The sequence below is a fragment of the Paracoccus sp. S3-43 genome, assembly GCF_029027965.1.
In the GTDB taxonomy this organism is placed as follows: Bacteria; Pseudomonadota; Alphaproteobacteria; order Rhodobacterales; family Rhodobacteraceae; genus Paracoccus.
In genome coordinates this window covers 2,409,628-2,434,922 of the sequence record NZ_CP119082.1, presented here as the reverse complement: position 1 = coordinate 2,434,922, position 25,295 = coordinate 2,409,628, and the positions used below count along the sequence as shown (strand labels likewise).

The 25,295-nt window shown below is 68.1% G+C and carries 21 protein-coding genes and 1 tRNA gene; 17 read left to right on the top strand and 5 right to left on the bottom strand.

What is annotated here, in order from left to right:
• Positions 1-332 precede the first annotated feature (332 nt).
• The 8 genes from PXD02_RS12655 (at position 333) to opgC (ending at position 11,206) form a co-directional block, all read left to right on the top strand.
• Entirely contained in the window at positions 333-1,562 is a 1,230-nt protein-coding gene (locus tag PXD02_RS12655) for a 3-deoxy-D-manno-octulosonic acid transferase (RefSeq protein ID WP_275104217.1), read from the top strand.
• Positions 1,559-1,963, top strand: coding sequence for a DUF1178 family protein (locus PXD02_RS12650; protein ID WP_275104216.1), 405 nt, complete (start codon positions 1,559-1,561; stop codon positions 1,961-1,963). The genes PXD02_RS12655 and PXD02_RS12650 overlap by 4 nt, the downstream gene beginning before the upstream one ends.
• Complete coding sequence (locus PXD02_RS12645) at positions 1,963-2,595, top strand: SDR family NAD(P)-dependent oxidoreductase (RefSeq protein WP_275104215.1); 633 nt, start codon at positions 1,963-1,965, stop codon at positions 2,593-2,595. The genes PXD02_RS12650 and PXD02_RS12645 overlap by 1 nt, the downstream gene beginning before the upstream one ends.
• A 100-nt stretch (positions 2,596-2,695) precedes the next feature.
• Entirely contained in the window at positions 2,696-3,952 is a 1,257-nt protein-coding gene (locus PXD02_RS12640) for an aspartate kinase (RefSeq protein ID WP_275104214.1), read from the top strand.
• A gap of 68 nt (positions 3,953-4,020) precedes the next feature.
• On the top strand, positions 4,021-6,267 hold the full coding sequence (gene ptsP / locus PXD02_RS12635) for a phosphoenolpyruvate--protein phosphotransferase (RefSeq protein WP_275104213.1): 2,247 nt from the start codon (positions 4,021-4,023) through the stop codon (positions 6,265-6,267).
• Positions 6,268-6,402: 135 nt separating this feature from the next.
• On the top strand, positions 6,403-7,980 hold the full coding sequence (locus PXD02_RS12630) for an OpgD/OpgG family glucan biosynthesis protein (protein ID WP_275104212.1): 1,578 nt from the start codon (positions 6,403-6,405) through the stop codon (positions 7,978-7,980).
• The gene (gene mdoH / locus PXD02_RS12625; protein ID WP_275104211.1) at positions 7,977-10,076 is read left to right on the top strand and encodes a glucans biosynthesis glucosyltransferase MdoH; all 2,100 of its coding nucleotides are present in this window, start codon (positions 7,977-7,979) and stop codon (positions 10,074-10,076) included. The genes PXD02_RS12630 and mdoH overlap by 4 nt, the downstream gene beginning before the upstream one ends.
• Entirely contained in the window at positions 10,073-11,206 is a 1,134-nt protein-coding gene (opgC, locus tag PXD02_RS12620; RefSeq protein ID WP_275104210.1) for an OpgC domain-containing protein, read from the top strand. The genes mdoH and opgC overlap by 4 nt, the downstream gene beginning before the upstream one ends.
• 30 nt (positions 11,207-11,236) lie before the next feature.
• On the opposite strand, the gene PXD02_RS12615 is transcribed toward opgC, so the two are convergent.
• Positions 11,237-11,310 (bottom strand) — tRNA-Cys (locus PXD02_RS12615).
• A gap of 124 nt (positions 11,311-11,434) precedes the next feature.
• On the opposite strand from PXD02_RS12615, the gene PXD02_RS12610 reads away from it, so the two are divergent.
• The 3 genes from PXD02_RS12610 to PXD02_RS12600 are packed head-to-tail and all read left to right on the top strand — an operon-like array spanning position 11,435 to position 14,369.
• Positions 11,435-12,088 carry a protein-L-isoaspartate O-methyltransferase family protein gene (locus tag PXD02_RS12610; protein ID WP_275104209.1) on the top strand — a complete coding sequence of 218 codons (654 nt, stop codon included), beginning with the start codon at positions 11,435-11,437 and terminating at the stop codon, positions 12,086-12,088.
• Entirely contained in the window at positions 12,085-13,476 is a 1,392-nt protein-coding gene (locus PXD02_RS12605; protein ID WP_275104208.1) for a TolC family outer membrane protein, read from the top strand. Before PXD02_RS12610 ends, PXD02_RS12605 begins: the two co-directional genes overlap by 4 nt.
• Positions 13,477-13,499: 23 nt before the next feature.
• Complete coding sequence (locus tag PXD02_RS12600; RefSeq protein WP_275104207.1) at positions 13,500-14,369, top strand: hypothetical protein; 870 nt, start codon at positions 13,500-13,502, stop codon at positions 14,367-14,369.
• A 44-nt stretch (positions 14,370-14,413) separates the two neighbouring features.
• Here the strand turns inward: PXD02_RS12600 and PXD02_RS12595 are convergent, their stop codons facing one another.
• A complete protein-coding gene (locus PXD02_RS12595) occupies positions 14,414-14,995 on the bottom strand; it encodes an NADPH-dependent FMN reductase (RefSeq protein WP_275104206.1) in 582 nt (193 codons plus the stop codon).
• Between the two features lie 169 nt (positions 14,996-15,164).
• On the opposite strand from PXD02_RS12595, the gene cobT reads away from it, so the two are divergent.
• Complete coding sequence (gene cobT, locus PXD02_RS12590; RefSeq protein WP_275104205.1) at positions 15,165-17,027, top strand: cobaltochelatase subunit CobT; 1,863 nt, start codon at positions 15,165-15,167, stop codon at positions 17,025-17,027.
• A gap of 71 nt (positions 17,028-17,098) precedes the next feature.
• Here cobT and PXD02_RS12585 read toward each other — a convergent pair whose 3' ends face one another.
• Together PXD02_RS12585 and PXD02_RS12580 are read right to left on the bottom strand one after the other, a co-directional pair.
• A complete protein-coding gene (locus PXD02_RS12585) occupies positions 17,099-17,908 on the bottom strand; it encodes an NAD-dependent epimerase/dehydratase family protein (protein ID WP_275104204.1) in 810 nt (269 codons plus the stop codon).
• Positions 17,908-18,741 carry a glycosyltransferase gene (locus tag PXD02_RS12580; RefSeq protein WP_275106421.1) on the bottom strand — a complete coding sequence of 278 codons (834 nt, stop codon included), beginning with the start codon at positions 18,739-18,741 and terminating at the stop codon, positions 17,908-17,910. Before PXD02_RS12580 ends, PXD02_RS12585 begins: the two co-directional genes overlap by 1 nt.
• 208 nt (positions 18,742-18,949) lie before the next feature.
• Here PXD02_RS12580 and PXD02_RS12575 point away from each other — a divergent pair, with 208 nt between their 5' ends.
• From PXD02_RS12575 to aspS, 5 genes are all read left to right on the top strand, one after another.
• Positions 18,950-20,329, top strand: a complete 1,380-nt coding sequence (locus tag PXD02_RS12575; RefSeq protein ID WP_275104203.1) for an FAD-binding oxidoreductase — start codon at positions 18,950-18,952, stop codon at positions 20,327-20,329.
• A 48-nt stretch (positions 20,330-20,377) separates the two neighbouring features.
• Positions 20,378-20,683 carry a hypothetical protein gene (locus PXD02_RS12570; protein WP_275104202.1) on the top strand — a complete coding sequence of 102 codons (306 nt, stop codon included), beginning with the start codon at positions 20,378-20,380 and terminating at the stop codon, positions 20,681-20,683.
• 142 nt (positions 20,684-20,825) lie between these two features.
• Positions 20,826-21,584 (top strand): glycoside hydrolase family 25 protein, encoded by a 759-nt coding sequence (locus tag PXD02_RS12565; RefSeq protein WP_241232623.1) that lies wholly within the window; start codon positions 20,826-20,828, stop codon positions 21,582-21,584.
• Positions 21,557-22,213 carry a CPBP family intramembrane glutamic endopeptidase gene (locus PXD02_RS12560; RefSeq protein ID WP_126152786.1) on the top strand — a complete coding sequence of 219 codons (657 nt, stop codon included), beginning with the start codon at positions 21,557-21,559 and terminating at the stop codon, positions 22,211-22,213. The genes PXD02_RS12565 and PXD02_RS12560 overlap by 28 nt, the downstream gene beginning before the upstream one ends.
• Positions 22,214-22,273: 60 nt before the next feature.
• A complete protein-coding gene (gene aspS / locus PXD02_RS12555; protein ID WP_126152785.1) occupies positions 22,274-24,049 on the top strand; it encodes an aspartate--tRNA ligase in 1,776 nt (591 codons plus the stop codon).
• Positions 24,050-24,497: 448 nt separating this feature from the next.
• On the opposite strand, the gene PXD02_RS12550 is transcribed toward aspS, so the two are convergent.
• The gene (locus PXD02_RS12550; protein ID WP_473092023.1) at positions 24,498-25,241 is read right to left on the bottom strand and encodes a response regulator; all 744 of its coding nucleotides are present in this window, start codon (positions 25,239-25,241) and stop codon (positions 24,498-24,500) included.
• Positions 25,242-25,295: the final 54 nt, after the last annotated feature.

Below are 25,295 nucleotides of genomic sequence, written 5' to 3'. Positions count from 1 at the left end.
ACAGGCGGTCATCGGCGGTCGGGGACGGAATAATTCCTGAAAATTCTAAAAAGATGAAGTTTCTGAAATGCCCTTGCCTGACGGGCCGCCCCCTTGGACAGGGCTCATCAGGTTGGCACTGGTCTCGCCTCAGAAAACTCCCGTCAGATACAGGATGATGATGACGATCACGGGCACGCCCAGCCACCAGGCGACAAGACCTTTCATGAGAACCTCCTTCGGATGTTGCGCGGTTGAAGGGCTAACGTGGGGTCATTCCTTCGGTTCCGCCCGGCCTTCATGGCGGCGGTTTCGTCGGTTATAGCGGCAGGGTCGTCCTGTCCGGGAAAACCATGTCCTATCGCGCCCTTGCCCATGTCGTCGAAGCCTCTCTTCGCCTGCGCGCCCTGGCGGGCGGGGCCGAGGCGCTGCGGCAGCGGCTGGCCCTGGATGCCGTCGCGCCGGCCGATATCTGGGTCCATGGCGCGTCGGTGGGGGAACTGACCTCGGCCCGGCCGGTCATCGCGGCCCTGGCGCGGACGCATCGGGTGCTGGTGACGGCCAACAGCGTCACCGGGCGGGACCGGGCCGCGGGCTGGGGGCTGCCCGCGCGCCTGGCGCCGCTGGATGTGCCGGGGGCGCTGGCGCGGTTCCTGGACCGGGTGCGGCCCCGGTTGCAGGTCACGGTCGAATCCGAGTTCTGGCCGCTGCGGTCGCAGGCCCTGGCGGCGCGGGGCATTCCGCAGGCGGTGATCGGCGCGCGGCTGTCGCAGCGTTCCGCCGCGCGGTGGGCGCGCCTGCCGGGGCTGATCGGCCCGACCCTGCGGCGGCTTGCCGCCCTGTCCGCGCAGGATCCCGGCAGCGAATCGCGGCTGCGCGGGCTGGGGCTGCCCGCCGCCTCCATCCTGCCGCCGCTGGATCTGAAGCTGCTGACCCCGGCGGGGATCGTGCCGCCTCCGCCCGGACCGGACCGCGACCGGACGCTGCTGGCGGCCTCGACCCATGAGCGAGAGGAAGCGGCGGTTCTGGACGCATGGGCGCAGGCGCGGCGGCATCGCCCCGACCTGCGGCTGATCCTGGCCATCCGCCATCCGCCGCGCGGCGATGCGGTGGCGGCCCAGCTGGCGCAACGCGGCCTTGCCTTCGAACGGCGATCCCAGGGCGGGGCGGGGGGCACGGTGCTGCTGGCCGATACGCTGGGCGAAATGGACCGCTGGTATGCGGCGGCGGGGATCTGCTTTGTCGGCGGGTCGCTGACCGACCGGGGCGGACATACGCCCTGGGAACCCGCCGCCCATGGCTGCGCGATCCTGCACGGCCCGCATGTCGGCAATTTCCGCGATGCCTATGCCGCACTGGACGGCGCGGGCGGGGCATGGTCCGTCGATGCGGCGGGACTGGCCGACCAGGCGGCGCGGCTGGCGGGCGATCCGGCGCAGGCCCGCCGGATGGGGCGGGCGGCCCGCGCGGTGCTGGACCGACGCGCGGGCGATCCGGCCGCCCTGATCGCGCATCTGCGGGAACTTGCGGGAAGGCCGCGCCGACCCGATATAGGCGGGGAAGGGGAAAGGTTCGACCGATGATCCGCTATGCTTTGCGCTGCGACCAGGGCCATGATTTCGACGGCTGGTTCCGTTCCTCCGACGCGTTCGAGCGGACTCGGGCGGCCGGTCATGTCGCCTGCACGCATTGCGGATCGATCAGGGTCGAAAAGACCCTGATGGCCCCCTCGGTCGCCGCCAAGCCCTCGGAACCGGCCCCCGGCTCGGCCGAGGCCGCCCTGCGCGCCCTGCGCCGGCAGGTCGAGGCGAACAGCGATTATGTCGGCCTGAAATTCGTCGACGAGGCCCGCGCCATGCACGAAGGCCGCGCCCCCAGCCGCGCGATCCACGGCGAGGCGAAGATCGAGGATGCACGCAGGCTGATCGAGGACGGCGTGCCGGTGGCGCCCTTGCCCTTCATTCCCCGACAGAAGGCGAACTGATGACGATCCTTGTGACCGGCGCCAGCCGGGGCATCGGCCATGCGCTGGCCGCGGCCTATGCGGCGGCGGGACAGCGCGTGATCCGCGCCAACCGCAATCCGGTGGGCGATCAATGGCGGCTGGACGTGACACGGCCCGCCGATTTCGATGCGCTGCGGGACCGGCTGGAGGGCGAAAGCCTTGACCTGCTGGTCTGCAACGCCGGGATCTATAACGACGAGGCGTCGGCGGATGCCCAGCGGACCGCCGAACTCTGGGCTCAGGCTTTCGCGGTCAACGTCACCGGCGCCTTCCTGACCGTCCAGGCCTGCCTGCCCGCCTTGCGGCGCGGGGCGGGCAAGATCGCGCTGATCGGCAGCGCCATGGGGTCGGATCAGCGCGCGCCGGGCGGATCCTATGCCTATCGCGCCAGCAAGGCCGCGCTGCTGAATCTGGGCCGCAATCTGGCGGCCGATCTGGACCTGCCGGTGGGCATCTATCACCCCGGCTGGGTCAGGACCGACATGGGCGGGGCGGGGGCCGAGATCGAGCTGCGGCAATCGGTGGCGGGGCTGATGCAGCGCTTTGCCGAACTGGACACGGACAGCAGCGGTTGTTTCCGGGCCTTCGACGGCAGTTCCGTGCCGTTCTGACCCATCGCGGTTTTCCGCCGCCTTTTTCCGCCCTTGCGGTTTCGCCCCCCCGCCCATAAAAGCCGCGCCGAACAGGAAACCCCAAGCCGGAGACCCCGCGATGCCGCTTCTGGTGATGAAATTCGGCGGAACCTCGGTGGCCGATCTTGACCGGATCAAGAACGCGGCCACCAAGGTCCGGCGCGAGGTCGAGCGCGGCTATGACGTGATCGTCATCGTCAGCGCCATGTCCGGCAAGACCAACGAACTGGTGGGCTGGGTCGAACAGACCTCGCCGCTGTTCGACGCGCGCGAATACGACGCGGTGGTCAGTTCGGGCGAGAACGTGACCGCCGGGCTGATGGCGCTGACGCTTCAGGAAATGGGCGTGCCCGCGCGGTCCTGGCAGGGCTGGCAGGTGCCGATCAACACCACCGCGCAGCATTCCGCCGCGCGTTTCGTGGACATTCCGCGCGCCAATATCGACGCGAAATTCGCCGAGGGCTTCAAGGTCGCCGTGGTCGCGGGCTTCCAGGGGCTTGGCCCGGACGGGCGCATCACCACGCTGGGCCGGGGCGGCTCGGACACCACCGCTGTGGCCTTCGCCGCCGCCTTCGGGGCCGAACGCTGCGACATCTATACCGATGTGGACGGCGTCTATACGACCGACCCGCGCATCACCTCGAAGGCCCGCAAGCTGAACAGGATCGCCTTCGAGGAGATGCTGGAACTGGCCTCGCTGGGCGCCAAGGTGCTGCAAACCCGGTCGGTCGAGCTTGCGATGCGCTACAAGGTGCGACTGCGCGTGCTATCCTCGTTCGAGGACACGGACGAAAATTCGGGCACCCTGATCTGTGCCGAGGAGGAAATCATGGAATCCAAAGTCGTCAACGGCGTCGCCTCGTCCCGCGACGAGGCCAAGATCACCCTGGTCACGGTCGAGGATCGCCCCGGCATTTCCGCCGCCATCTTCGCCCCCCTGGCGGATGCCGGCGTGAACGTCGACATGATCGTCCAGAACATTTCCGAAAAGGATTACGAGGATCACCCCGGTTCGGTGACCGACATGACCTTTTCCGTCCCGATCAACCAGGTCGAACGCGCCAAGCGGGCCATGGAAGAAGCCAAGGCCGCGGGCCATATCGCCTATGACGAACTGGTCGTCGATACCGAGGTCGCCAAGGTCTCGGTCGTCGGCATCGGGATGCGCAGCCATGCGGGCGTCGCCGCGAAGATGTTCAAGGCGCTTGCCGATGAAAACGTCAACATCAAGGTCATCGCCACCAGCGAGATCAAGATTTCGGTGCTGATCGACCGCAAATATATGGAATTGGCGGTGCAGGCGCTGCATGATGCCTTTGGCCTGGAAGCGGCCTGACATCTTCGCCACGGCGTGCCGGACGGCATCTGCGGGCAAAAGCAAGGCAGGGCAAGACAAGGCAGGCGATGCAAGACCGCAAGGACAGCGACTCACGAAACCTGTTGCGACGGTTGAAGGAAATCCTGGGCGCCCCCGGCGGCGGCCAGGACCGGCTTGACCAGATCACCCACCACATCGCCGATTCCATGGGAACGCAGGTCTGCTCGATCTATCTGTTCCGCGATCCCAACACCCTGGAACTGTGCGCGACCGAGGGGCTGCGCCCCGAATCCGTCCACCGCACCCGCCTGCGCCTGGGCGAGGGGCTGGTCGGCCGCGTGGCCCGGACGGGGCGCTATGTGAACACCGCAGACGCGCCGTCGGAACCCGGTTTCCGCTTCATGCCCGAAACCGGCGAGGAGGTGTTTCCCAGCTTCCTGGGCGTGCCGATCCAGCGGGTCGGCGAAAGGCTGGGCGTTCTGGTCGTGCAGTGCCGCGAGGCGCGGCTGTTTTCCGAAGACGAGATCTATGGCCTGGAAGTCGTCGCCATGGTCCTGGCCGAAATGACCGAGCTGGGCGCCTTCCAGGGCAGCCAGTCCGACAGCCTGCCGCCCAAGCACCGCTTCCCGCTGATGATCCGGGGGTCCACCGGGCAGGAAGGCGCGGCCGAGGGGCGGGTCTGGCTGCACGAGGCGCGCGTCGTCGTCACCAACCCGGTGGGCGACGATCCCGACCGCGAGATCGCGCGCCTGCACGAGGGCGTGGCGATGCTGCGCAATACCGTGGACAAGATGGTCGCGGCCGCCGACATGGGCGGCGACGGCGAACATACGGCCGTGCTGGAAACCTATCGCATGTTCGCCCATTCGCGCAGCTGGCTGAAGCGCATGGAAGAGGACATCCGCCTGGGCCTGTCGGCCGAGGCCGCGGTGGAAAAGGAACAGTCCGCCGCCCGCGCCCGGCTGGAGATGTCGGCCGATCCCTATCTGCGCGACCGGCTGCACGACCTGGACGACCTGTCGAACCGGCTGCTGCGCATCCTGACCGGGCAGGGGACCGATACCGGCGCCGAAATGCCCGACAACCCGATCCTGGTCGCGCGCAACATCGGCCCCGCCGAACTGCTGGAATACGGCCGCCGCCTGCGCGGCGTCGTGCTGGAGGAAGGATCGGTCGGCAGCCACGCGGCCATCGTCGCGCGGGCCTTGGCGATCCCGCTGATCATCCACGCCGCGCGCATCACGACCGAGGCGCTGAACGGCGACACCATAATGGTCGACGGCGACCAGGGCATCGTCCACCTGCGCCCCGAGGAATCGGTCTACAAGGCGTTCCTCGACAAGATCGCCATGCAGGCCGAGGCGCAGAACCGCTATGCCAGCCTGCGCGGCCTGCCCGCCACGGGCACCTGCGGCACGACCGTCCAGCTTTACATGAATGCGGGCCTGATGGCCGACCTGCCGTCCCTGGCCGGTTCGGGCGCCGAAGGCGTGGGCCTGTTCCGCACCGAATTGCAGTTCCTGATCCGCAACCACGTCCCCCGCCGGGGCGAGTTGGCGGAACTGTATCGCCGGGTCATGGACAACGCCCAGGGCAAGCCGGTGATGTTTCGCACGCTGGACATCGGGTCCGACAAGGTTCTGCCCTATATGAAGCCGCAGGACGAACCGAACCCGGCGATGGGCTGGCGGGCGATCCGCGTGGGGCTGGACAAGCGCGGCGTGCTGCGGATGCAGTTGCAGGCGCTGATCCGGGCGTCCGTCGGGCGGCCGCTGCATGTCATGTTCCCCTTCATCGCCGATATCGGCGAATACGAGGTCGCCTACAAGATCCTGATGCAGGAGCTGTCGCGCGAACAGCGCGTCGGTCATCCGATGCCCAGCGACATCCGCGTGGGCGCGATGCTGGAAACGCCGTCGCTGGCCTTCGCGCCGAAGAAGTTCTTCGAGATGTGCGATTTCATTTCCGTCGGCGGCAACGACCTGAAGCAGTTCTTCTTTGCCGCCGACCGGGAAAACGAACGGGTGCGGCGGCGCTACGACACGCTCAGCTCGTCCTTCCTGCTGCTCTTGCGCCAGATCATCGCCCGCTGCGAAGAGGCACGCGTGCCGCTGTCCTTCTGCGGCGAGGATGCGGGCCGCCCGGTCGAGGCGCTGACCTTCGCCGCCCTGGGCATCCCGCGCCTGTCGATGCGCCCGGCCTCGATCGGGCCGGTCAAGCACCTGATCCGCCGGGTGTCGCTGGCCGACCTGCGCAAGCTGATCGACGAAGGGCTGGATTCGGGCCAGCCGAACCTGCGCCGCCCCATCACCGAATGGCTGGCGCAGCAATAGGCGGAAAGCCGCGAAACCGGGCAGGGGCCGGGCGGCCGCGCCAGCCCCTGCTGGTCCCGCAGGCTTCGGCTTGCGCCTTGCTGCGACACCGCAGCATCCTTATAGTGAAACGGTTTTTGGCAAGCATCACCTGATATGAAACGCCGTCATTTTCTGAACGCAGCGACCGCCCTGGCCGCAGGTGGGGCGTTTGTCGCCACGCCCGCGCAGGCGCAGACAGCACCGGCCGGAACGGCGCCGGCCGGGGCAGGGACCGACACCGCTCCGGCCGCGCCGCCGACCCCCTTCGGATTCGAGGATGTCGCGGCCCTGGCGGCGGAACGCGCCACCCGCGTCTATGAACAGCCGGTGGCCGAACAGGTGGGCAGTTTCGCGAACCTGACCTATGACCAGTATCGCGCCATCCGGTTCCGCCGCGACCGCGATCCCTTGGCGGGCAATCCGCGCTTCGGCATGGATCTGCTGCCGCCCGGCGCGATCTTCTATGAGCCGGTCAATATCAGCATCGTGCGCGACGGCGTGCCGCAGCGGCTGGACTTCGACCCCTCGATGCTGAACTTCGACCCCTCGCATTTCCCCAAGGGCGCGGATGTGCAGAACAAGGGGCAGATGGGCTGGTCGGGCTTTCGGATGCGCACGATCCTGAACCGCCCCGGCGTGATGGACGAATTCCTGGTCTTCCAGGGCGCGACCTATTTCCGCGCGGTGGCGCGCGGCACGATCTATGGCCTGTCCGCGCGCGGGCTGGCGATCAAGACCGGCAGCCCCGATGGCGAGGAATTCCCCCTGTTCACCGATTTCTGGATCCAGGAACCGACCGACGGATCGGACTGGGTGCGCATCTATGCGGTGCTGGACAGCAAGTCGGTGGCGGGCGCCTATCAGTTCGACGTCAATCCCGGCGCGGTGACGGTGGTGCGCACCCGCGTGGCGCTGTTCCCGCGCGTCGATCTGCAAAACACCGGGCTGGCGCCCCTGACCTCGATGTTCTGGTTCGGTCCGGCCAGCCGCCGCGACGTGGACGACTATCGCCCCGCCGTCCATGACAGCGACGGATTGCAGATGCATACCGGCGCGGGCCAGGCGCTGTGGCGGACCCTGGGCGCGCACAAGACCTTGCAGATCTCGTCCTTCGTGGACAACAATCCGCGCGGTTTCGGCCTGGTCCAGCGCCGCCGCGATTTCGACGCCTACCAGGATTCCGAGGCGCTGTATCACCTGCGCCCCTCGGCCTGGATCGAGCCCGAGGGCAATTGGGGCGACGGCGAGGTGCGGCTGGTCGAAATCCCGGTCGAGAACGAGTTCAACGACAATATCGTCAGCTGCTGGATCCCCAAGGAGCCGCTCGCCCGCGACAAGCGCCACGAATTTCAATACCGCCTGATCTTCGCGCCCCTGCCCGCCAACGACCTGCCCCTGGCCAAGGTGCGGCAGGTCCGCAGCGGGCGGTCGATCAATTCCCCCGCCGCGCGCAGCGTCATCGTGGATTTCGACCTGTCGCTGTTCACCGACGCGATGCCGGAATCCAAGGTCACGACCTCGACCGGGTCCATCATCCATGCCTATCTGAAGCCCCTGGTGGATCAGGGCGTGCTGCGGCTGGCCTTCGAATTCGAACCGGGCGACGCGACGCTGGCGGATTTGCAGGCGGTGCTGACCAGCCCCGACGGGGTGGCCCAAAGCGAAACCTGGCTGGCGCGCTGGACCGCATGAGCCCGGCAGATCCGCGTCCCGGCGATCCGGCGGTTTCCTTGGCCACGCCGCCCGAATCGCCCCTGGCCATGCCGGTGCAGGATTTCGGCGCCCCGCCCCGGCTGGCCTTTCCCCGCCAGCGGAACGGCTGGCGCGTCTGGATGGCGCGGCTGGTGGCCTTCGGCGGCATGGCGGCCATCGCTTTCGTCGGCTTCCAGCAGATGCTGCGGACCTTCGGCGACAACCCGACGCCGATGCAATGGGCGCTGCTGGTGCTGTTCGTGCCCACCTTCGCCTGGGTCGGCTTTTCCTTCTGCAACGTGCTGGCCGGGCTGTTCGCGTCCCGCCCGACGACGCCCGACGGCCCCAACGACGCCCGCCTTGCGGTGGTGATGCCGATCTATCACGAGGATGCGCAGAAAAGCATCGGCCTGCTGACCGCCCTGGCGCGGGAGCTGGAGCGCGAGGGCATGGCGGGCCGGACCGAGATCTTCGTTCTGTCCGACAGCCGCGACCCGGTCATCGCCGTGAACGAGACGCTGGTGATCGACGCCGCGCGCAAGCTGTCGCCCCTGCCGATCTGGTATCGCCGCCGCATCACCAACGAGGATCGCAAGACCGGCAATATCAGCGATTTCGTGCGCCGATGGGGCGGGCGCTATGACCAGATGGTCGTTCTGGACGCCGACAGCATCATGACCGGCGCGACGATCCGGGCGCTGTCGGCGCGGATGAACGCCGATCCCCGGCTGGCGCTGATCCAGACCATGCCGATCCTGGTGGGCGGAGAGACGATCTTCGCCCGCCTGACGCAATTCGCGGGCCGCGTCTACGGCCCGATGATCGCGCGGGGGGTGTCGGCCTGGTCGGGCGATACCAGCAATTTCTGGGGCCATAACGCCATCATCCGCATGTCGGCCTTCGCGTCGGCCTGCGGGCTGCCGCGCCTGCCCGGCAGGCCGCCCTTTGGCGGCACCATCCTGTCCCACGATTTCGTGGAAGCCGCCGCCCTGTGCCGCGCGGGCTGGAAGGTGCGGCTGGACCACGACCTGCGCGGCAGTTTCGAGGGCTGCCCGCCCACCCTTCTGGACATGGCCGCGCGCGAACGCCGCTGGGCGCAGGGCAATCTGCAACATTCCCGCCTGTTCGGGATGCGTGGCGCCCGCGCCATCACGCTGGCCCATTTCACCATCGGCATCCTGGGCTTTCTGATGAGCCCGCTGTGGCTGGCGCTGATCCTGGTGGGCCTGGTGCTGTCGGCCACGGTGCTGCTGTCCACGCCCGAATATTTCCCGACCGCCTATCAATTGTTCCCCGATTGGCCGGTCTTCGACGCCCGGCGGATGCTGTGGCTGTTCGCCGCCGCCATGGGGCTGCTGCTGCTGCCGAAACTGATCGCGACTTTCCGCGCCTGGTCGCGGCCCTTGGCACGCAATTCCGGCGGACCGGTGCGGATCTTCGCAAGCTCGCTGTTCGAGATCCTGCTGTCCGCCCTGATCGCCCCGGTGCAGATGCTGATCCAGACCCGCCAGATCTATGAGATTCTGCGCGGCCGGGACAGCGGCTGGAACGCGCAGGTCAGGGCCGGATCCATGCCCGACTGGAACGTGGTGATTTCCCGGCACTGGGTCCATGTCCTGCTGGGCATCGGCACGCTGATCGTGCTGGCGCAGTTCTCTCCCGCGCAGCTGATCTGGCTGTCGCCGATCCTGGCCGGGCTGATCCTGTCGCCGGTCACCTCGCGCCTGTCGGCCAGCCCGGTCTTCGGCCGCTGGGCGCGGATGCGCGGCCTGCTGGTCACGCCCGAGGAGCGCGATCCCCCCGCGATCCTGTCGGCTGCGAACGCCGTCGTCCGGGCGATGCCCCGGCCGCTGAAGGGTGCGGCGGGCCTGCTGGAATTCGGCGGCGATGCCGACCGGATCCGACGCCATGTCGCGCTGCTGCCCGCAGACCCGACCCGGCCCGAGGACAAGCGCCTGGCCCGCATCACCGCCGCCGCCAAGATCGCCCATGCCCGCAGCCGGGCGCAGGCCCTGGACTATCTGACCCGCGACGAGACCGACGCCCTGGTTTCCGACGCCGCCCTGCTGCGGCAGTGGAGCGTCCTTCCCTCATGAATCGGCTGATCGCTCTGGACATGCTGCGCGGCTATGCGCTGGTCTGCATCATGCTGGACCACATGCCGATTTCGGCCCTGCGCCGGTTCACCCTGGCCAATTTCGCGATTTTCGACGCGGCGGAACTGTTCGTGCTGCTGTCCGGCTTCCTGGTCGGCATGGTCTGGCTATCGGTCGAGACAAAACACGGCCGCCGCGCCGCGCAATGGCGTTTCGCCCGCCGCGCCTTCGAGGTGTGGCGCGCCCTGGTGTTCGGCGGGCTGCTGATGGCCCTGGTCTCGGCCGGGCTGCTGGCCCTGGACATGGACCACACCGCGATCTGGCACCAATACGCGGTCTGGATCCTGGAAAATCCGGTCGGATTCTTCGGCGTGCTGGCAAGCATGTGGTTGCAGCCGAACCTGCTGGACGTGCTGGCGGTCTATGTGATCCTGCTGGCCTCGGTCCCGCTGCTGGTGCCGCTGCTGCTGCGCCATCCGATCAGCTTCGCGGCGGGATCCTTCGCCTTGTGGTGCTTTGCCCCGGTCCTGAACGCCTTCGTGCCGAATCACCGGCTGGGCGGGCTGCTGTTCAACCCCTTCGGCTGGCAGATGCTGTTCTTTTCCGGCATCGCCATGGGTCTGTTCCGCAAGCAGGTCATGCCGGTCCTGATGCCGCACCGCCGGCTGCTGACGATCCTGTCGGCGGGCATGTTCGCCTTCGGCAGCACCATCGTCATCGCCGCCAAGTTCGGCGAACCGGCCTTGCCCCTGCGTGATGCGCTGCGCCTGGTCTATGGCGGAGAGATCGGCAAGTGGGATCTGGACGGCGCGCGCTACATGGCGATCATGGGGGCAAGCTGGCTGGTCGCCGTGCCCCTGGCCGGGATCATGGAGCGCATGGCCGCCAGCCGCCTGGGGACGGCGCTGCAACAGATCGGCCGGGGCGGGCTGTTTTCCTTCCTGGCCTGCGTGCTGCTGTCGGTGCTGGGCGACGCCTTCCAGATGAACCCCCTGGGCCAGGGCATCGCGCGCCGCATGGCGGTCGATGTCTGGGCGATGGTCGCGCTGTGGTGGATTTCCGCCCTGTGGCTGAGCTTCGGCGCGCCCTGGCAACTCTCCGTCCGCTTCCGCCGCGAAACCGGGGCCTGACGGCAACAGATTGCAGGGCAAGGGAAACCTTGGAGGCGGGTACCGGAATCGAACCGGTCTTCACGGATTTGCAATCCGCTGCGTAACCTCTCCGCCAACCCGCCGCCGTTCGAGGTTCGCATGGAATAAAGGATCGGCGGTCCGCTTGCAAGACGGGAACGCGCGACGTTGCCCAGCCCCCGGAATCGTGGCAATAAGCGCCAAAGCAGCTCGCAGAGGTTCCCGGAGATGAGCGATTTCGCCGCGCGGCGCATCATGATGGTGGATACGCAGGTCCGCCCCAATGATGTCACGAAGTTCCCCGTGATCGAGGCCATGCTGGCGGTCCCGATGGAGGATTTCGTTCCCCCTTCGCGCCGGGCCGTGGCCTATTCGGGTGAAAACCTGGATCTGGGACATGGCAGGGTGCTGCTGGAACCCCGCACCTTGGGCAAGATGATCGACATGCTGGACCTGCAGCCGGACGGCCTGGTCCTGGATCTGGGCTGCGGCTATGGCTATTCCTCGGCGGTGCTGGCGCGGCTGGTCCAGGCCGTCGTCGCCATCGAGGAGGACGCCGACATGGCCGCCGAGGCCGAGCGCCGCCTGAACGAGGCCGGCGTCTTCAACGTCGCGGTCCTGAACGCGCCCCTGAACGAGGGTGCGCCCAAGCAGGCCCCCTATGATGCCATCCTGATCAACGGCGGGGTCGAGGACGTGCCCGAAGCGATCCTGTCGCAACTGAAGGAAGGCGGCCGCATCGCCGCGCTGTTTGTCGAGGGCGCCCTGGGCGTGGTCAGGATCGGGCATTGCCTGAACGGCCGGATCGTCTGGCGCTATGCCTTCAACGCGGGCGCGCCGCTGCTGCCGGGCTTCGAGCGCGCGCGGAGTTTTTCGCTGTGAGGGGGCTTCGTTTCTTGGCGGCCGCCGCGCTGATCGCATTCGGCGGGCAGGCGGCCAAGGCCGAATCGCTGGCCGACACCATGGTCGCGGCCTATCGCCATTCCGCGCTGATCGAACAGAACCGCGCCGTCCTGCGCGCCGCCGACGAAGACGTGGCCGCGGCCATCGCCGCGCTGCGCCCGATCGTGCAATGGACTGCCGCCCATACCGTCCAGCGGGCCGAGGGGTTGGCCGGCTATACCACGGCGCGAACGACCTCGCTTCAGATCGGGGCGCAGATGACGCTCTATGACTGGGGGCGGTCGCAACTGGCCATCGACGCGGCCAAGGAACAGGTTCTGGCGACGCGCCAGGGGCTTGTGGCCGTCGAACAGGATATCCTGCTGGCCGCGGCGGTGGCGTTCTTCGACATCAAGCAGGCCAATGAGCGGGTGGCCTTGCAGCAGAACTCGGTCGAGGTTCTCGGCCGCGAACGCCAGGCCGCCCAGGACCGCTTCGACGTGGGCGAGATCACCGTGACCGACGTGGCCCTGGCCGATGCGCAGCTGGCGCAGACCCAGGCGGGGCTGGCCTCGGCCCAAGGCGATCTGGAAATCGCGCGCGAGGGGTATCTGGCGGCGACCGGCCGATTCCCCGGACGGCTGGACGCGCCCCCGCCGCTGCCCAAGCTGCCCGCCTCGGTCGACGAGGCGCGGGCCATCGGGCAGCGCAACCATCCGCTGATCGCGCAGGCGCAGCGCCGGGCGGCGGCGGCCGAACTGGGCGTGGCCATCGCGGCGGCGGAACGCAACCCCACGCTGACCGGCAACCTCGGCGTGGGCGTCACGCGCAGCCCGCAGACGCAGTTGGGCGGGGTCTATGACAACCGCAACAGCGCCTCGGTCGGGCTGGAACTGAACCAGACCATCTATTCGGGCGGCCGTCTGCCCGCCGCGCATCGCCGGGCCATGGCGGAACGCGATCAGGCGCGGTCGGCGCTGCTGAACCTGTCGCGCCAGATCAGCCAGCAGGTCGGCGAATCATGGGCCAATATCGACGTGGCCCGCGCGCAGATCGGCGCCATCGACGAACAGATCGCCGCAGCCCAGCAGGCCTATAACGGCGTCCGAGAGGAAGCGGCCCTGGGCGCGCGCACCACGCTGGACGTTCTGGACGCGGAACAGTCGCTGCTGGAGGCGCGGGCCGACAAGATCACGGCGGAAGCCAATCTCCAGTTAGCACATTATCAACTTCTGGCTGCTATGGGTCGTCTTACGGTAGAACACCTGAACCTAGGGATTCCGACCTATGACCCTTCGCAATACTACAACGCCGTGCGCGATGCGCCTTACACCAGCAAGCAGGGCGAAAGCCTTGATCGCGTCCTGCGCGCGATCGGGCGCGACTGACGCCCTGAACGGCGGGGGGCAGCATGGCTGACCCCCGCCTGTCCCAGAACGCCGCCCGCCTGTCGGAAGACATCGGCGATGTCCTGTCCGCCATCCGCCGCATGATCGCCGACGACGACGCGCTGTCCTCGGCGCGCGACAACATCCGCGCCGAACGCAGCAGCCTGGTTCAGGACGACGCGGGCGAATTCCTGGCGCGCCGCTATGGCGGCAACGCTGCCTTGGCGCGGCAGATGGTCGAAACGGCGGTGCGCCCGGTGCCCGCCCCGGTCGTCCCCGAACCCGAACCGGCCCCTGCGGTCCCGCAATTCATCCTGCGGGCCAAGCCCGAGGTGGTGCCTGCGACCAACGTTTCTCCGCTGCGGCTTGGGGCCGAACGGCGGGTCGATGAACCCGAGGCGCAGAAGGCATCGGGCTGGCGTGCCTGGCTGCGCCCCGAGACGCGGGAACCCGAACCGCGGGTCGAACACGACCCCACGCGCGGCCCGGTGAACCTTGCCGAGGCGGTCCAGGATTTCAGCGACGACGCCGACGATTTCGCCGAGGCCTTTGACTGGAAGGCCCGGATGCGCCCCGAGTTGGAGGAACCGGCCCCGGCCGCCCTGGCCGAGGCGAAGCCCGCCGAACAGCGCCTGTCCGGCTGGGCTTTGCCGCCCCAGCCCGCGGCCTTCGATCCGGTCGCCCGGCTTGCCGCCGAGGCCGAGGCCTTCGCCGCCGAACAGCACGCCCAGGCCGACCCGACCGACGAGGAGCAGAGCATCCGCGACCTGCTGCGCGAAATGGTGCAAGAGGAGTTGAACGGCGAACTTGGCGAACGGTTCTCGGCCAATCTGCGCGCCGTGATCCGGCGCGAGATCGCCGCCGCCATCGACGCGCATCTGGACCGTTTCTGACAGTCTCGGACAGCGCCCGCCGAGGCGCTGTCCGACAAGGCCGCTCAGTTCCGGGCGTTTTGCAGGGTCTTGGCCCACCAGGACAATTCGTCCAGCGTCGCCTTCAGCGAGCCTTCCAGGTTGCCTTCGATCTCGGACATCGGGGCGTTGGCGCCCAGCGGCGAGACCTTGAAGAAATCGCCCCCGCCGATATGGACGGCATTGCGCAGCGGCACCATCTGAAGCTCGATCCCGATCAGGCGCAGATGTTCCAGGGCGCGCGCGCCCCCCATGCTGCCATAGGCCAGGGCGCTGAACGGCTTGCGGTTCCATTCCTTGTAGGCCTGGTCCAGGGCGTTCTTCAGCGCCCCCGTGATCGAGCGGTTGTATTCCGCCACCACGAAGAGGAACCCGTCGAAACTGGCCAGCTTTTCCTGCCAGGCGACCGCATTCGGGTCGCTGGACGGCATCCACAGGTTCGACGCCGGTTCGTTGAAGAAGGGCAGGTTCGCGTCGCGCAGGTCGATCAGTTCGAACTCCAGATCCGCGTGATCCTTCACCTTGTCCATGAGCCATTGCGCAGGCTTGTCGGCGAAGCGCGTGTCACGGGTGGAACTGATGATGACGCCGATGCGGGGCTTTGCCATGAGGGTCTCCTTTCGGGCTGTTGCCGTCGCAGCGTAACGCCGAACCTGCCGCGTTGTTCGGTTTTTATTGCGGCAGTGGCGCACATCGGTTCTTGCGTTCCCGCACATCGGCCCGTGCATCCCGCACAACGGCCTTGCCTGGGACGCGCGGCAATGGTCTATGAATCGCATGAAAAAGTCCGACAACCCCGCCGATCCCTTCAAGAAGGCCCTGTCCGAGGCGACCCGCGCCCTGGCTGACGACCGGGATCTGAACGTGACCTTCAGCGCCGATCCCTCGGGCGTGGCGGGCGACACGATGCGCCTGCCGCAGGTCAGCCGCCGGATGGGCCGGGATGAGGTGTTGCAGGCCCGCGGCACCGCCGACGCCCTGGCGATGCGGATGCGCCACCACGACACGGCGACGCATACGCGCTTTGCCCCCTCGGGGCCGATGGCGCGGGAGTTGTACGAGGCGATGGAAACCGCCCGCTGCGAGGCGCTTGGAGCCCGTGACATGCCGGGCGCGCTGTCCAATATCGACGCCCGGATCGGCGCGGATGCCGACAGAAAGGGCTATGCCCAGATCAAGGCGCCGGCCGACGCGCCGCTGGCGGTGGCGGCGGGATATATCGTCCGCCAGGCCGCGACGGGCCGCGCGCTGCCCGGCGGGGCCCAGCATGTGGCCGACCTGTGGCGGCCTTTTGTCGAACAGCAGGCGGGCGGGTCGCTGACCCATGTGAACGAGGTGCTGGCCGACCAGGCGGCCTTCGCGCGGCTGTCGCGGCAGGTGATCAGCGACCTGGGCTATGGCGACCAGCTTGGCGAGGATCCCGACCAGTCCGAGGACGACGCCGAGGACAATGCCGAACAGCAGGAGGAAGCGGGCGACAACCAGTCCCGCGACCAGGACGACAGCGAGGATGCCGAGGCATCCCCCGAACAATCGCAGGAGCAGCAGCAGGACGAGCGGCAGGCCCAGGTCAGCATGGACGACCAGTCCGACGAACAGTTGACCGACGAGGCCGAGATGCCGGAATCTGACACTCCGCCCGATCTGCCGCCGCCGGTCAGCGAGGCGAGCGCGGATTACAAGGTCTTTTCGCAGATCTGGGACGAGGAAATCCGCGCCGAGGATCTGGCCGATCCGGCGGAACTGGAGCGGCTGCGCGCCTATCTGGACAAGCAGCTGGAACCGCTGCGCGGCGCCGTCAGCCGGCTGGCCAACAAGTTGCAGCGCCGCCTTCAGGCCCAGCAAAGCCGCAGCTGGGAATTCGACAAGGAGGAAGGCGTTCTGGACGCGGGCCGCCTGGCGCGGGTGGTGGCGAACCCGACGACGCCGCTGTCCTTCAAGGTCGAGAAGGACACCGAGTTCCGCGATACGGTGGTGACGCTGCTGATCGACAATTCCGGGTCGATGCGCGGGCGTCCCATCAGCATCGCGGCGATCTGCGCCGACGTGCTGGCCCGGACGCTGGAGCGGTGCAGCGTCAAGGTCGAGATCCTGGGCTTCACCACCCGCGCCTGGAAGGGCGGGCAGTCGCGCGAGGCCTGGTTGCAGGCGGGGCGGCCCGCCCAGCCGGGGCGGCTGAACGACCTGCGCCACATCATCTACAAGCCCGCCGACGCGCCCTGGCGGCGGGTGCGGCCGAATCTGGGCCTGATGATGAAAGAAGGGCTGCTGAAGGAGAACATCGACGGCGAGGCGCTGGAATGGGCGCACAAGCGCCTGGTCAAGCGCAGCGAGGCGCGCAAGATCCTGATGGTGATTTCCGACGGCGCGCCGGTCGATGATTCGACGCTTTCGGTCAATCCGGCGAATTACCTGGAAAAGCACCTGCGCGACGTGATCGCCATGGTCGAGAAGAAGCGCATGGTGGAACTGCTGGCGATCGGCATCGGCCATGACGTGACGCGCTATTACGAACGCGCGGTGACGATCACCGATGCCGACCAGTTGGCGGGCGCGATCACCGAACAGCTTGCGGCGCTGTTCGACGCCGATCCGCGCAAGCGGGCGCGCGCCCTGGGAATGGTCGCGCGGCGCGGCTGATTGCGTCCCGCGAGGGCAGGGGGCTGTCCGCTCCCTGCGGACGCCTGCGGCGTCCTGCCCCCGAGGATATTTCAGCACAGAAGATCGGGCAGGGCGGTCCGCAGCTTTGTCATGCCGCCGGGGCGCCATCCGATCCGGTGCAGCCGGTCGCAGCGTTGCACGCGCAACGGCGCGGGATCCGCGCGGGCGGGCAGGGGATGCGGGCAGCCGGTCAGGGCCTGGACCCGTGCCAGCAGATCGTGGCGGTCCAGGATCAGGTCGCTGCAATTCACCTGCCGGGGCGGGTCCGGCTGGTCCAGCAGCAGCAGGATCGCGGCGGCGAGGTCGTCGCCATGGACCTCGGTCGCGATGCGGGGCGGGACGGGGCGGCCGGCCAGATAGTCCTCGAAGAGGTCGCGCCATTTGTTCGCGGGGCCGGGGCCATAGACTCCGGTCGCGCGGACCGCCGTGCCGTTCACGGGCAGCCGCGCAAGGTGGGTCTCGGCATCCGCCTTGACCTGGCCATAGAGATCGGCGGGCCGGGCGGGCAGGTCGTCGGGCAGCGATGTGCCTGCGGGATAGCCGTCATGGACCGCGCGCGAGGACAGGAAGACGATCCGTTCGACCCCGTCGCGGGCGGCCGCGTCGAACAGGCGGCGGGTGCCGTCGCCGTTCAGGCGCAGGAAGGTTTCGGGGTCGTCGCCCTCTCCTCCCCGATAGCGGCCGGGGGCATGGGCGAAGGCGCAGTGGATCAGCGCGTCATGGCCGCGCAGGTCAGGGTCGCCGCCAAGCTGGAAGCCGTTGCCGCGGTCCAGGCGCGTGACCCGGTGCCCCGCCGCCTGCGCCGCGCGCAGCACGAAGCCGCCGACGATGCCCGAGGCGCCGGTCAGGGCGATGCGCATCAGGCGGCGGGGCGGACCTGGGCTGCCAGGTCGGGCACCGGCTGACCCTCGGCGATGGCGCGCCACAGGTCGATCAGGGGGCGCAGAAGATGGGTCTTGCCGTGGTCCTGCCAAGGCTTTTCGTATTGGAAATGCAGGATGCGGATGTCCTCCCAGCTCCACAGCTCGGGCATGTTCATCCAGACATATTGCAGCATGTTGTGATGGATCGACAGGCCGTGCCAGTCGGGGAAATAGTCTTGCAGGAAGGTCTGGTCGGTGCGCCGCCAGAAGACGCCGGGGCGGTCCAGATGCGACATCATCGCGTTGAAGGTGCGGATGTCGGGGCGGGCCGTGAAGACGCCCGAATTCATCCTGTGGAACCCGTCCAGCCCGTCATAGACATTGGGCGCGGCGCAGAATTCCGGCAGTTCGAACAGCTTTTCGACCGACCGCAGCACCACCGCGTCGGCGTCGATGAAGACGCAGCGGTCGTAATCCAGCTGCCACAGCCGCAGCTTGACGAAATTGTCCAGCGGGGTGTGGAAATCGGGCTTGCCGCCCTGGGTGAACGCCGCGCGGGCGTGCAGCGCGTCCCTTGCGTGGGCGCGGTCGAACGCATCCGAGGTCGGCAGCAGGTCGGCGGCGATCAGCCGGGCGCCGTGGGCGCGCAGCCGCGCCAGATGCGCCGGGCCAAGGCCGCGATGCATCACCGCCAGATCGGCGCGCGTGCCGGTCAGCTTCAGCGACCGCAGCAGCGCCTCGGCCCCCGGAAGATAGTCGGGATTGGTCACCAGCGTGACATAGGCCCGGTCGGACCGTGCCCCCGTCTCGGGCCGCAGGCCCTGGGGCAGGGCGTGATCGCCACCCTGCGCTGCGGTTGGGTACAAGGGGGAAATCCGGTTGGTGTCCATCTGGGATCCTGGAAAGTCCAAATTCTGGCAAGGGCCTGGCTGGCGCGACGGTATGGCGTTTTTGTATCCCTTTGATGACAGAACGCGGTGGGGTTTGCCAAGTTTCATCTTGCCGCTAACCTGCCGCCAACAACGAGGGGACCGAACCATGAGCCTGCCCACCGCGATTTCCGGCCGCTTGCGCGCCATCCTGGGCAACCGCCTGTCCGAAACCGCCGCGGACCGCGACCACCACGCCCAGTCCGAGGCGTTCCACCGATCCCCTCCGCCCGATGCCGTGGCCTGGCCCGAGACCGCCGAGGAGGTCGCGGCGATCCTGTCGGCCTGCAACGACGCGCGCGTTCCTGTGATCGCCTGGGGCACCGGCACGTCGCTGGAGGGCCATGCCCTGCCGTTCAGGGGCGGCATCAGCCTGGATCTGTCGCGCATGGACAAGGTGCTGGAGGTGCGCCCCGAGGACATGCAGGCCAGCGTCCAGCCGGGCGTCACGCGCGAGGCGCTGAACACCGAATTGCGCGCCACCGGGCTGTTCTTCCCGGTCGATCCCGGCGCCAATGCTTCCCTGGGCGGGATGGCGGCGACGCGGGCCAGCGGCACCACGGCGGTGCGCTATGGCACGATGCGCGACAATCTGCTGGGCTTGCAGGTGGTGCTGGCCGACGGGCGCATCATCCGCACCGGCACCCGCGCCGCGAAATCCAGCGCGGGCTATGACCTGACAGGGCTGTTCGTCGGATCCGAGGGCACCCTGGGCGTCATCACCGAGCTGACGGTCCGCCTGCACGGCCAGCCCGAGGAGGTCGCGGCCGCCGTCTGCGCCTTCGACAGCCTGGATCAGGCGGTGGAATGCGTCAGCGCGACGATCCAGTCGGGGATCCCGATGGCGCGGATCGAATTCGTCGACGCGGATTCTGCCCGCGCCTTCAACCTGGATTCGGGCAGCAGCCTGCCCGAAACGCCGCATCTGATGATCGAATTCCACGGCAGCCCCGGCGCCGTCCGCGAGGATGCGGCGCGGTTCGGCGAGATCGCCGCCGAATTCGGCGCCCAGGGCTTCGACTGGGCCACCACGGCCGAGGATCGCGCCCGGCTGTGGCGGATGCGCCACGGCGCCTATCATGCCTGCCTGGCGTTACGGCCGGGCGCCTCGGGGCTGATCACCGATGTCTGCGTGCCGATGTCGCATCTGCCCGCCGCCGTCCATGCCGCCGCGCAGGACATCGCCGCCGAGGGGCTGGTCGGCCCGATCCTGGGCCATGTGGGGGACGGCAATTTCCATTCCCTGCTGCTGGTCGATCCGGGCAATGCCGACGAGATCGCGGCGGCCAAGCGGGTGGCCCTGCGCATGGCGGAACGGGCGCTTGCCGTGGGCGGCACGATCAGCGGCGAACATGGCGTCGGCATCGGCAAGCGCGGACTGATGGCCGCCCAGCATGGCGAGGGATGGCAACTGATGGGCCAGATCAAGGCGGCGCTTGATCCCCATGACATCCTGAACCCCGGAAAGCTGGTGCCGGACCGGAACTAGGGTTCGCGTCCTGCCGTTGCATTTCCAAGCCATTCGGAGATGAACCCCATGTCCCACAACGACAACAACCCGCAGCGGTCGGCCAGCCGGCACCGGCCCGCGCTGATCGCGATCGTCGTCGCGCTGCTGGCGGCGATCCTGGCCTTTCTGGTCTTCCGGCCCGGCATGAACGAACAGAACGACGGCATCGCCACCACGCCCCCGCCCGCCGAAACCCCCGTCACCGGCGCCGAGGGCACGGACGGCACCGCGCCCCCGGCGGTGTCGCCACCCGGCACCCCGCAGGTCGAGGAAGGCGCGGTCCGGGGCACCGACGCCGCGCCCGTCGCCGAGGGAGAGCCTGCCGACCAGTAAGCCCTTCTCTGACGCACTCGTGACCGTCACGGCCCGGTGACTTTGCCTCACGCCTTTGCGATAAGCGGGGCGCAACAAGATCCGGTTCAGGACGGCATTCGAGGGCAGGATGAGGGTTTTTTCTACGCTATTGCTTGGCTTGATGTTGGTATTGGCGGTGGCCTGCGCGCGCACGCCCGAACGCGGCGGATACAGGCCCGCCCCAGGCCCCGGCGCCAACCCGCAACTGGGCGATTCCGCCCCCCACGACTGGGGCGGGCGCCACCCCTACGCCCATGCGGTCCACGGCATCGACGTGTCCCGCTGGCAGGGCGACATCGACTGGAACCGTGTCCGCAACGCGGGCATCAGCTTTGCCTTCATCAAGGCGACCGAAGGAGGCGACCATTACGACCCCAGCTTCCATCGCTACTGGCGCGAGGCCGCCGAGGCGCGCATCCCGCGCGGTGCCTATCATTATTACTATTTCTGCCGCTCAGGCGCGGAACAGGCCGCCTGGTTCATCCGCCAGGTGCCGCGCGAGATCGGGTCGCTGCCGCCGGTCATCGACCTGGAATGGACCAATTCCCGGACCTGCCCCTATCGCCCCTCTCCGCAGGAGATCAAGCAGCAGGCGTCCATCTTCATGGACATCGTGGGCCGTCACTATGGCCAGCGGCCGATCATCTATACGACCGTCGATTTCTATCGCGACAACCGGCTGGGCGACATGCGCGCCGAATTCTGGCTGCGGTCCGTCGCGAACCATCCCAGCGTTCCCTATCCCGGCCAGCGTTGGGCCTTCTGGCAATATACCGGGACCGGCATCGTTCCGGGGATCCGCGGGAATACCGACCTTAACGCCTTTGCCGGGACACGCGCGGATTGGGTCCGATGGTTGCAAACACGACTGACACGGTAAGACCCCGGATCTGGCTGGGGATCGAGTTCGCGGCGCTCTATATCGGGGCGCCGCTGGCGATTGCGCTGTTCATGCCGGGCCGTCACCTGTTCGAGGCGCTGGCCGTATTCTCGCTGGTGGGCCTGTTCCTGCTGTGGCGCACCGGCGGCTTCGGTTTCCGGTCGCTGGTCCGGGGCTGGCGCCGGGTGCCCTTGCTGGAGGTTCTGGCCCTGTCGGCCGTCACCCTGCTGGCGGGGGTGGCGATCCTGTATGTGACCTATCCCGAACGGCTGTTCACCATGCTGCGGTCGGGGATGCTGCCGCTGATCTGGGTGTTCTATCCGCTGCTGTCCGCCCTGCCGCAGGAACTGATCTTCCGGCCGCTGTTCTTCCACCGCTATGGCGCGCTGCTGCCTGCGGGGCAGGGGGCCATCGCCATCAATGCCGGGATCTTCTCCTTTGCGCATCTGATGTACTGGTCGGCGGTGGTGGCGGTCATGACCTTCGTCGGCGGCTGGATCTTCGCCCGCGCCTATCTGCGCTATGGCTTTCCGGCGGCCTGGCTGCTGCACGCGGTTGCCGGGAACGTGCTGTTCACCGTGGGCATGGGCGCCTATTTCTATACCGGCAACGTGGTGCGTCCGTTCTAGACAGGTTGACTTCCCGCCCCCGCCGCGCTTGATGCGGGGCGGATTATTCGGGGAACGACCATGCACGCCTATCGCAGCCATACCTGCGGCGATCTGACCGCCGCGAATGCCGGTGAAACCGTCCGCCTGTCGGGCTGGGTCCACCGGGTCCGCGATCATGGCGGCGTGCTGTTCGTCGACCTGCGCGATCATTACGGCATGACCCAGGTGCTGGCCGACAGCGACAGCCCGGCCTTCGCCGCGATGGACAAGCTGCGCGCGGAAACCGTGATCCGCATCGACGGCCGCGTGAAGCTGCGCGACCCCAGCCTGGTGAACGCCAAGCTGCCCACCGGAGAGATCGAGGTCTATGCGACCGACCTGGAGGTGCTTGGCCCGGCGGACGAACTGCCGCTGCCGGTCTTCGGCGACCAGGAATACCCCGAGGAAACGCGCCTCGCCTATCGCTTCCTGGACCTGCGGCGCGAGAGCCTGCACAACAACATCATGCTGCGTTCCAAGGTGATCCGGTCCTTGCGCAACCGCATGTGGGACCAGGGCTTCACCGAATTCCAGACGCCGATCATCACCGCGTCCTCGCCCGAAGGCGCGCGCGACTTCCTGGTGCCCTCGCGCCTGCATCCGGGCAAGTTCTACGCGCTGCCGCAGGCCCCCCAGCAGTTCAAGCAGCTGATCATGGTCGCGGGCTTCGACCGTTATTTCCAGATCGCCCCCTGCTTCCGCGACGAGGATCCCCGCGCCGACCGCAGCCCGACCGACTTCTACCAGCTTGACCTGGAGATGTCCTTTGTCGAGCAGGAGGACGTGTTCGCCGCCATCCAGCCGGTGATCCAGGGCCTGTTCGAGGAATTCGGCGGCGGCCGCCCGGTCGATGCCGACTGGCCGCGCATTCCTTACGCGGAATCGATGCTGAAATACGGCAGCGACAAGCCCGACCTGCGCAACCCGATCCAGATGCAGGTGGTCAGCGACCATTTCCGCGGCTCGGGCTTCGGCATCTTCGCCAAGCTGCTGGAGCAGGAGGGAACCGAGGTCCGCGCCATCCCCGCGCCGACCGGCGGTTCCCGCAAGTTCGCCGACCGCATGAACGCCTTCGCGCAGCGCGAGGGCCTGCCGGGCATGGGCTATATCTTCTGGCGCAAGGCCGAGGACGGGTCGACCGAAGCCGCCGGTCCCATCGCCAAGGCCCTGGGCCACGAGCCGACCGAGGCGATCCGCATCCAGCTTGGCCTGGGCGAGGGCGATGCGGCCTTTTTCCTGGGCGGCAAGCCCGAACAGTTCGAGGCCGTCGCGGGCCGCGCCCGCAACGAGATCGGCCGGGAACTGGGCCTGACCGATGAAAACCAGTTCAAGTTCGCCTGGATCGTCGATTTCCCGATGTATGAAAAGACCGACGACGGCAAGATCGACTTTTCCCACAACCCGTTCTCCATGCCGCAGGGCGGGCTGGAGGCGCTGTCGGGCGACCCCTTGCAGGTCAAGGGCTTCCAATACGACCTCGCCTGCAACGGCTATGAACTGATCTCCGGCGCGATCCGCAACCACAAGCCCGAGATCATGTTCAAGGCCTTCGAACTGGCGGGCTATCCGGCCAGTGAGGTGGAAAAGCGTTTCGGCGGCATGGTCAAGGCCTTCCGCTATGGCGCGCCGCCGCACGGGGGATGTGCCGCAGGCATCGACCGGATCGTGATGCTGCTGGCCGACGAGGTGAACATCCGCCAGGTCATCATGTTCCCCATGAACCAGCGGGCCGAGGATCTGATGATGGGCGCCCCTTCGGAACCCACCAACGAACAATTGCGCGACCTGCGCCTGCGCGTCCTGCCGAAAGAGTAGGCCCCTGCGCCACGTCCGCGCCCATGCTCCCTGCGTCATGGGCGGGGGTGTCCGGCATCTGGAACGCAGCGTCTTTCCGGGCCTCGACATGGGCGAGGAGCCGCGCATTCTGACGCGACCGCAGCCCGGACGATCAACGATGCCAGACCATTCCCGGCCCGACCTTGCCGGTTTCGCGCCGCCGCCCGGCCCCGGCGGACCGGCCGATCCACAGCGCCCTGTTGCCGCCCCTGTGGCCGAACCATGACAGCCTGTGGACTTATATGCCCTACGGTCCCTTTTTTGCCGATGGGCAGGGGTATCGGGCCTGGGCCGTGCGGGCCGAGGCTTCCGGCGATCCGCTGTTCCGGGCGACCCTGGATCCCGGCACCGTACGGGCTGCCGGCCATGCGTCGTTCCTGCGCATCGTCCGCCCGGCCGGCTTGATCGGCGCAGCGATGGGCGCTGATCACATCCCTGCGACGCGGGCCAGCCGTTCCTGGACCAGCCCGCTGATCCGCGCAAGATCGGTGGCCAGGGCGTGGCCCGCGTCGCGGTCGCGCGCAAGCGCGGTGGCCGCGGCCTCCAGCACCGGGTCATGGGCGGAACGGGCGATTCCCGCCAGGAAATGCGCGATATAGTCGACCGCCGCGGTATCCTGCGCCGTGGACAGGATTTCGGCCACATGGGCCAGATCATCGCGCAGCCCCGAGGGGTCGGGCCGGATCACCTCATTCGCCTCATCCGGCAGGATGTGCAGGCCGAGGCCCCGCGCCTCGACCGGCAGGGCCGACAGGATGGTCTGCTGGAACACCGCCAGGCTTTCGATGGGCTTGGCCAGGAAACCGTCCGCCCCCGCCATCAGGGCCGCATCGGCCAGGTCGGGATCGCCCGAGATGCCCAGCAGCACCGGAACGCGGGGTTCGGTCGCGGCGATCTGGCGGATCAGATCCGCGCCGTTGCCGTCGGGCAGGCCCAGATCGACGATCACCACCGCCGGGCGATAGGTCTGCAAATGCCGGGCGGCCGAGCGCAGGCAGTCGGCCCGCCGGATCCGCGCCCCCGACCGCAGGCACAGCAGCCGCACGGCCTCGCTGGCGAAGCGCGAATCCTCGACCACAAGAACGGTCAGGCCGGTCAGCGGCCGGTTGGGCATCGAGACGCGCCAGATGGGCAAGGCGTCGGTCACCTCGGATGCGATGTCGTTCTGCATGTCATGTACCCCTTACCGATGTGGCCCTGTCAGTTAGCCGCCGATTCGCTAAGA

Excerpts from the sequence above, each read along its gene's own strand:
- PXD02_RS12585 (WP_275104204.1), bottom strand. The coding sequence starts at position 17,908 with ATGCGCATCGCCCTGACCGGCGCCTCGGGCATCGTCGGCGGCTTCGTG.
- mdoH (WP_275104211.1), top strand. The coding sequence starts at position 7,977 with ATGAGCCCGGCAGATCCGCGTCCCGGCGATCCGGCGGTTTCCTTGGCC.
- PXD02_RS12655 (WP_275104217.1), top strand. The coding sequence starts at position 333 with ATGTCCTATCGCGCCCTTGCCCATGTCGTCGAAGCCTCTCTTCGCCTG.
- PXD02_RS12640 (WP_275104214.1), top strand. The coding sequence starts at position 2,696 with ATGCCGCTTCTGGTGATGAAATTCGGCGGAACCTCGGTGGCCGATCTT.
- opgC (WP_275104210.1), top strand. The coding sequence starts at position 10,073 with ATGAATCGGCTGATCGCTCTGGACATGCTGCGCGGCTATGCGCTGGTC.
- PXD02_RS12645 (WP_275104215.1), top strand. The coding sequence starts at position 1,963 with ATGACGATCCTTGTGACCGGCGCCAGCCGGGGCATCGGCCATGCGCTG.
- cobT (WP_275104205.1), top strand. The coding sequence starts at position 15,165 with ATGAAAAAGTCCGACAACCCCGCCGATCCCTTCAAGAAGGCCCTGTCC.
- PXD02_RS12570 (WP_275104202.1), top strand. The coding sequence starts at position 20,378 with ATGTCCCACAACGACAACAACCCGCAGCGGTCGGCCAGCCGGCACCGG.
- PXD02_RS12630 (WP_275104212.1), top strand. The coding sequence starts at position 6,403 with ATGAAACGCCGTCATTTTCTGAACGCAGCGACCGCCCTGGCCGCAGGT.
- PXD02_RS12650 (WP_275104216.1), top strand. The coding sequence starts at position 1,559 with ATGATCCGCTATGCTTTGCGCTGCGACCAGGGCCATGATTTCGACGGC.
- PXD02_RS12550 (WP_473092023.1), bottom strand. The coding sequence starts at position 25,241 with ATGCAGAACGACATCGCATCCGAGGTGACCGACGCCTTGCCCATCTGG.
- PXD02_RS12575 (WP_275104203.1), top strand. The coding sequence starts at position 18,950 with ATGAGCCTGCCCACCGCGATTTCCGGCCGCTTGCGCGCCATCCTGGGC.
- aspS (WP_126152785.1), top strand. The coding sequence starts at position 22,274 with ATGCACGCCTATCGCAGCCATACCTGCGGCGATCTGACCGCCGCGAAT.
- PXD02_RS12565 (WP_241232623.1), top strand. The coding sequence starts at position 20,826 with ATGTTGGTATTGGCGGTGGCCTGCGCGCGCACGCCCGAACGCGGCGGA.
- PXD02_RS12560 (WP_126152786.1), top strand. The coding sequence starts at position 21,557 with ATGGTTGCAAACACGACTGACACGGTAAGACCCCGGATCTGGCTGGGG.
- PXD02_RS12595 (WP_275104206.1), bottom strand. The coding sequence starts at position 14,995 with ATGGCAAAGCCCCGCATCGGCGTCATCATCAGTTCCACCCGTGACACG.
- ptsP (WP_275104213.1), top strand. The coding sequence starts at position 4,021 with ATGCAAGACCGCAAGGACAGCGACTCACGAAACCTGTTGCGACGGTTG.
- PXD02_RS12600 (WP_275104207.1), top strand. The coding sequence starts at position 13,500 with ATGGCTGACCCCCGCCTGTCCCAGAACGCCGCCCGCCTGTCGGAAGAC.
- PXD02_RS12610 (WP_275104209.1), top strand. The coding sequence starts at position 11,435 with ATGAGCGATTTCGCCGCGCGGCGCATCATGATGGTGGATACGCAGGTC.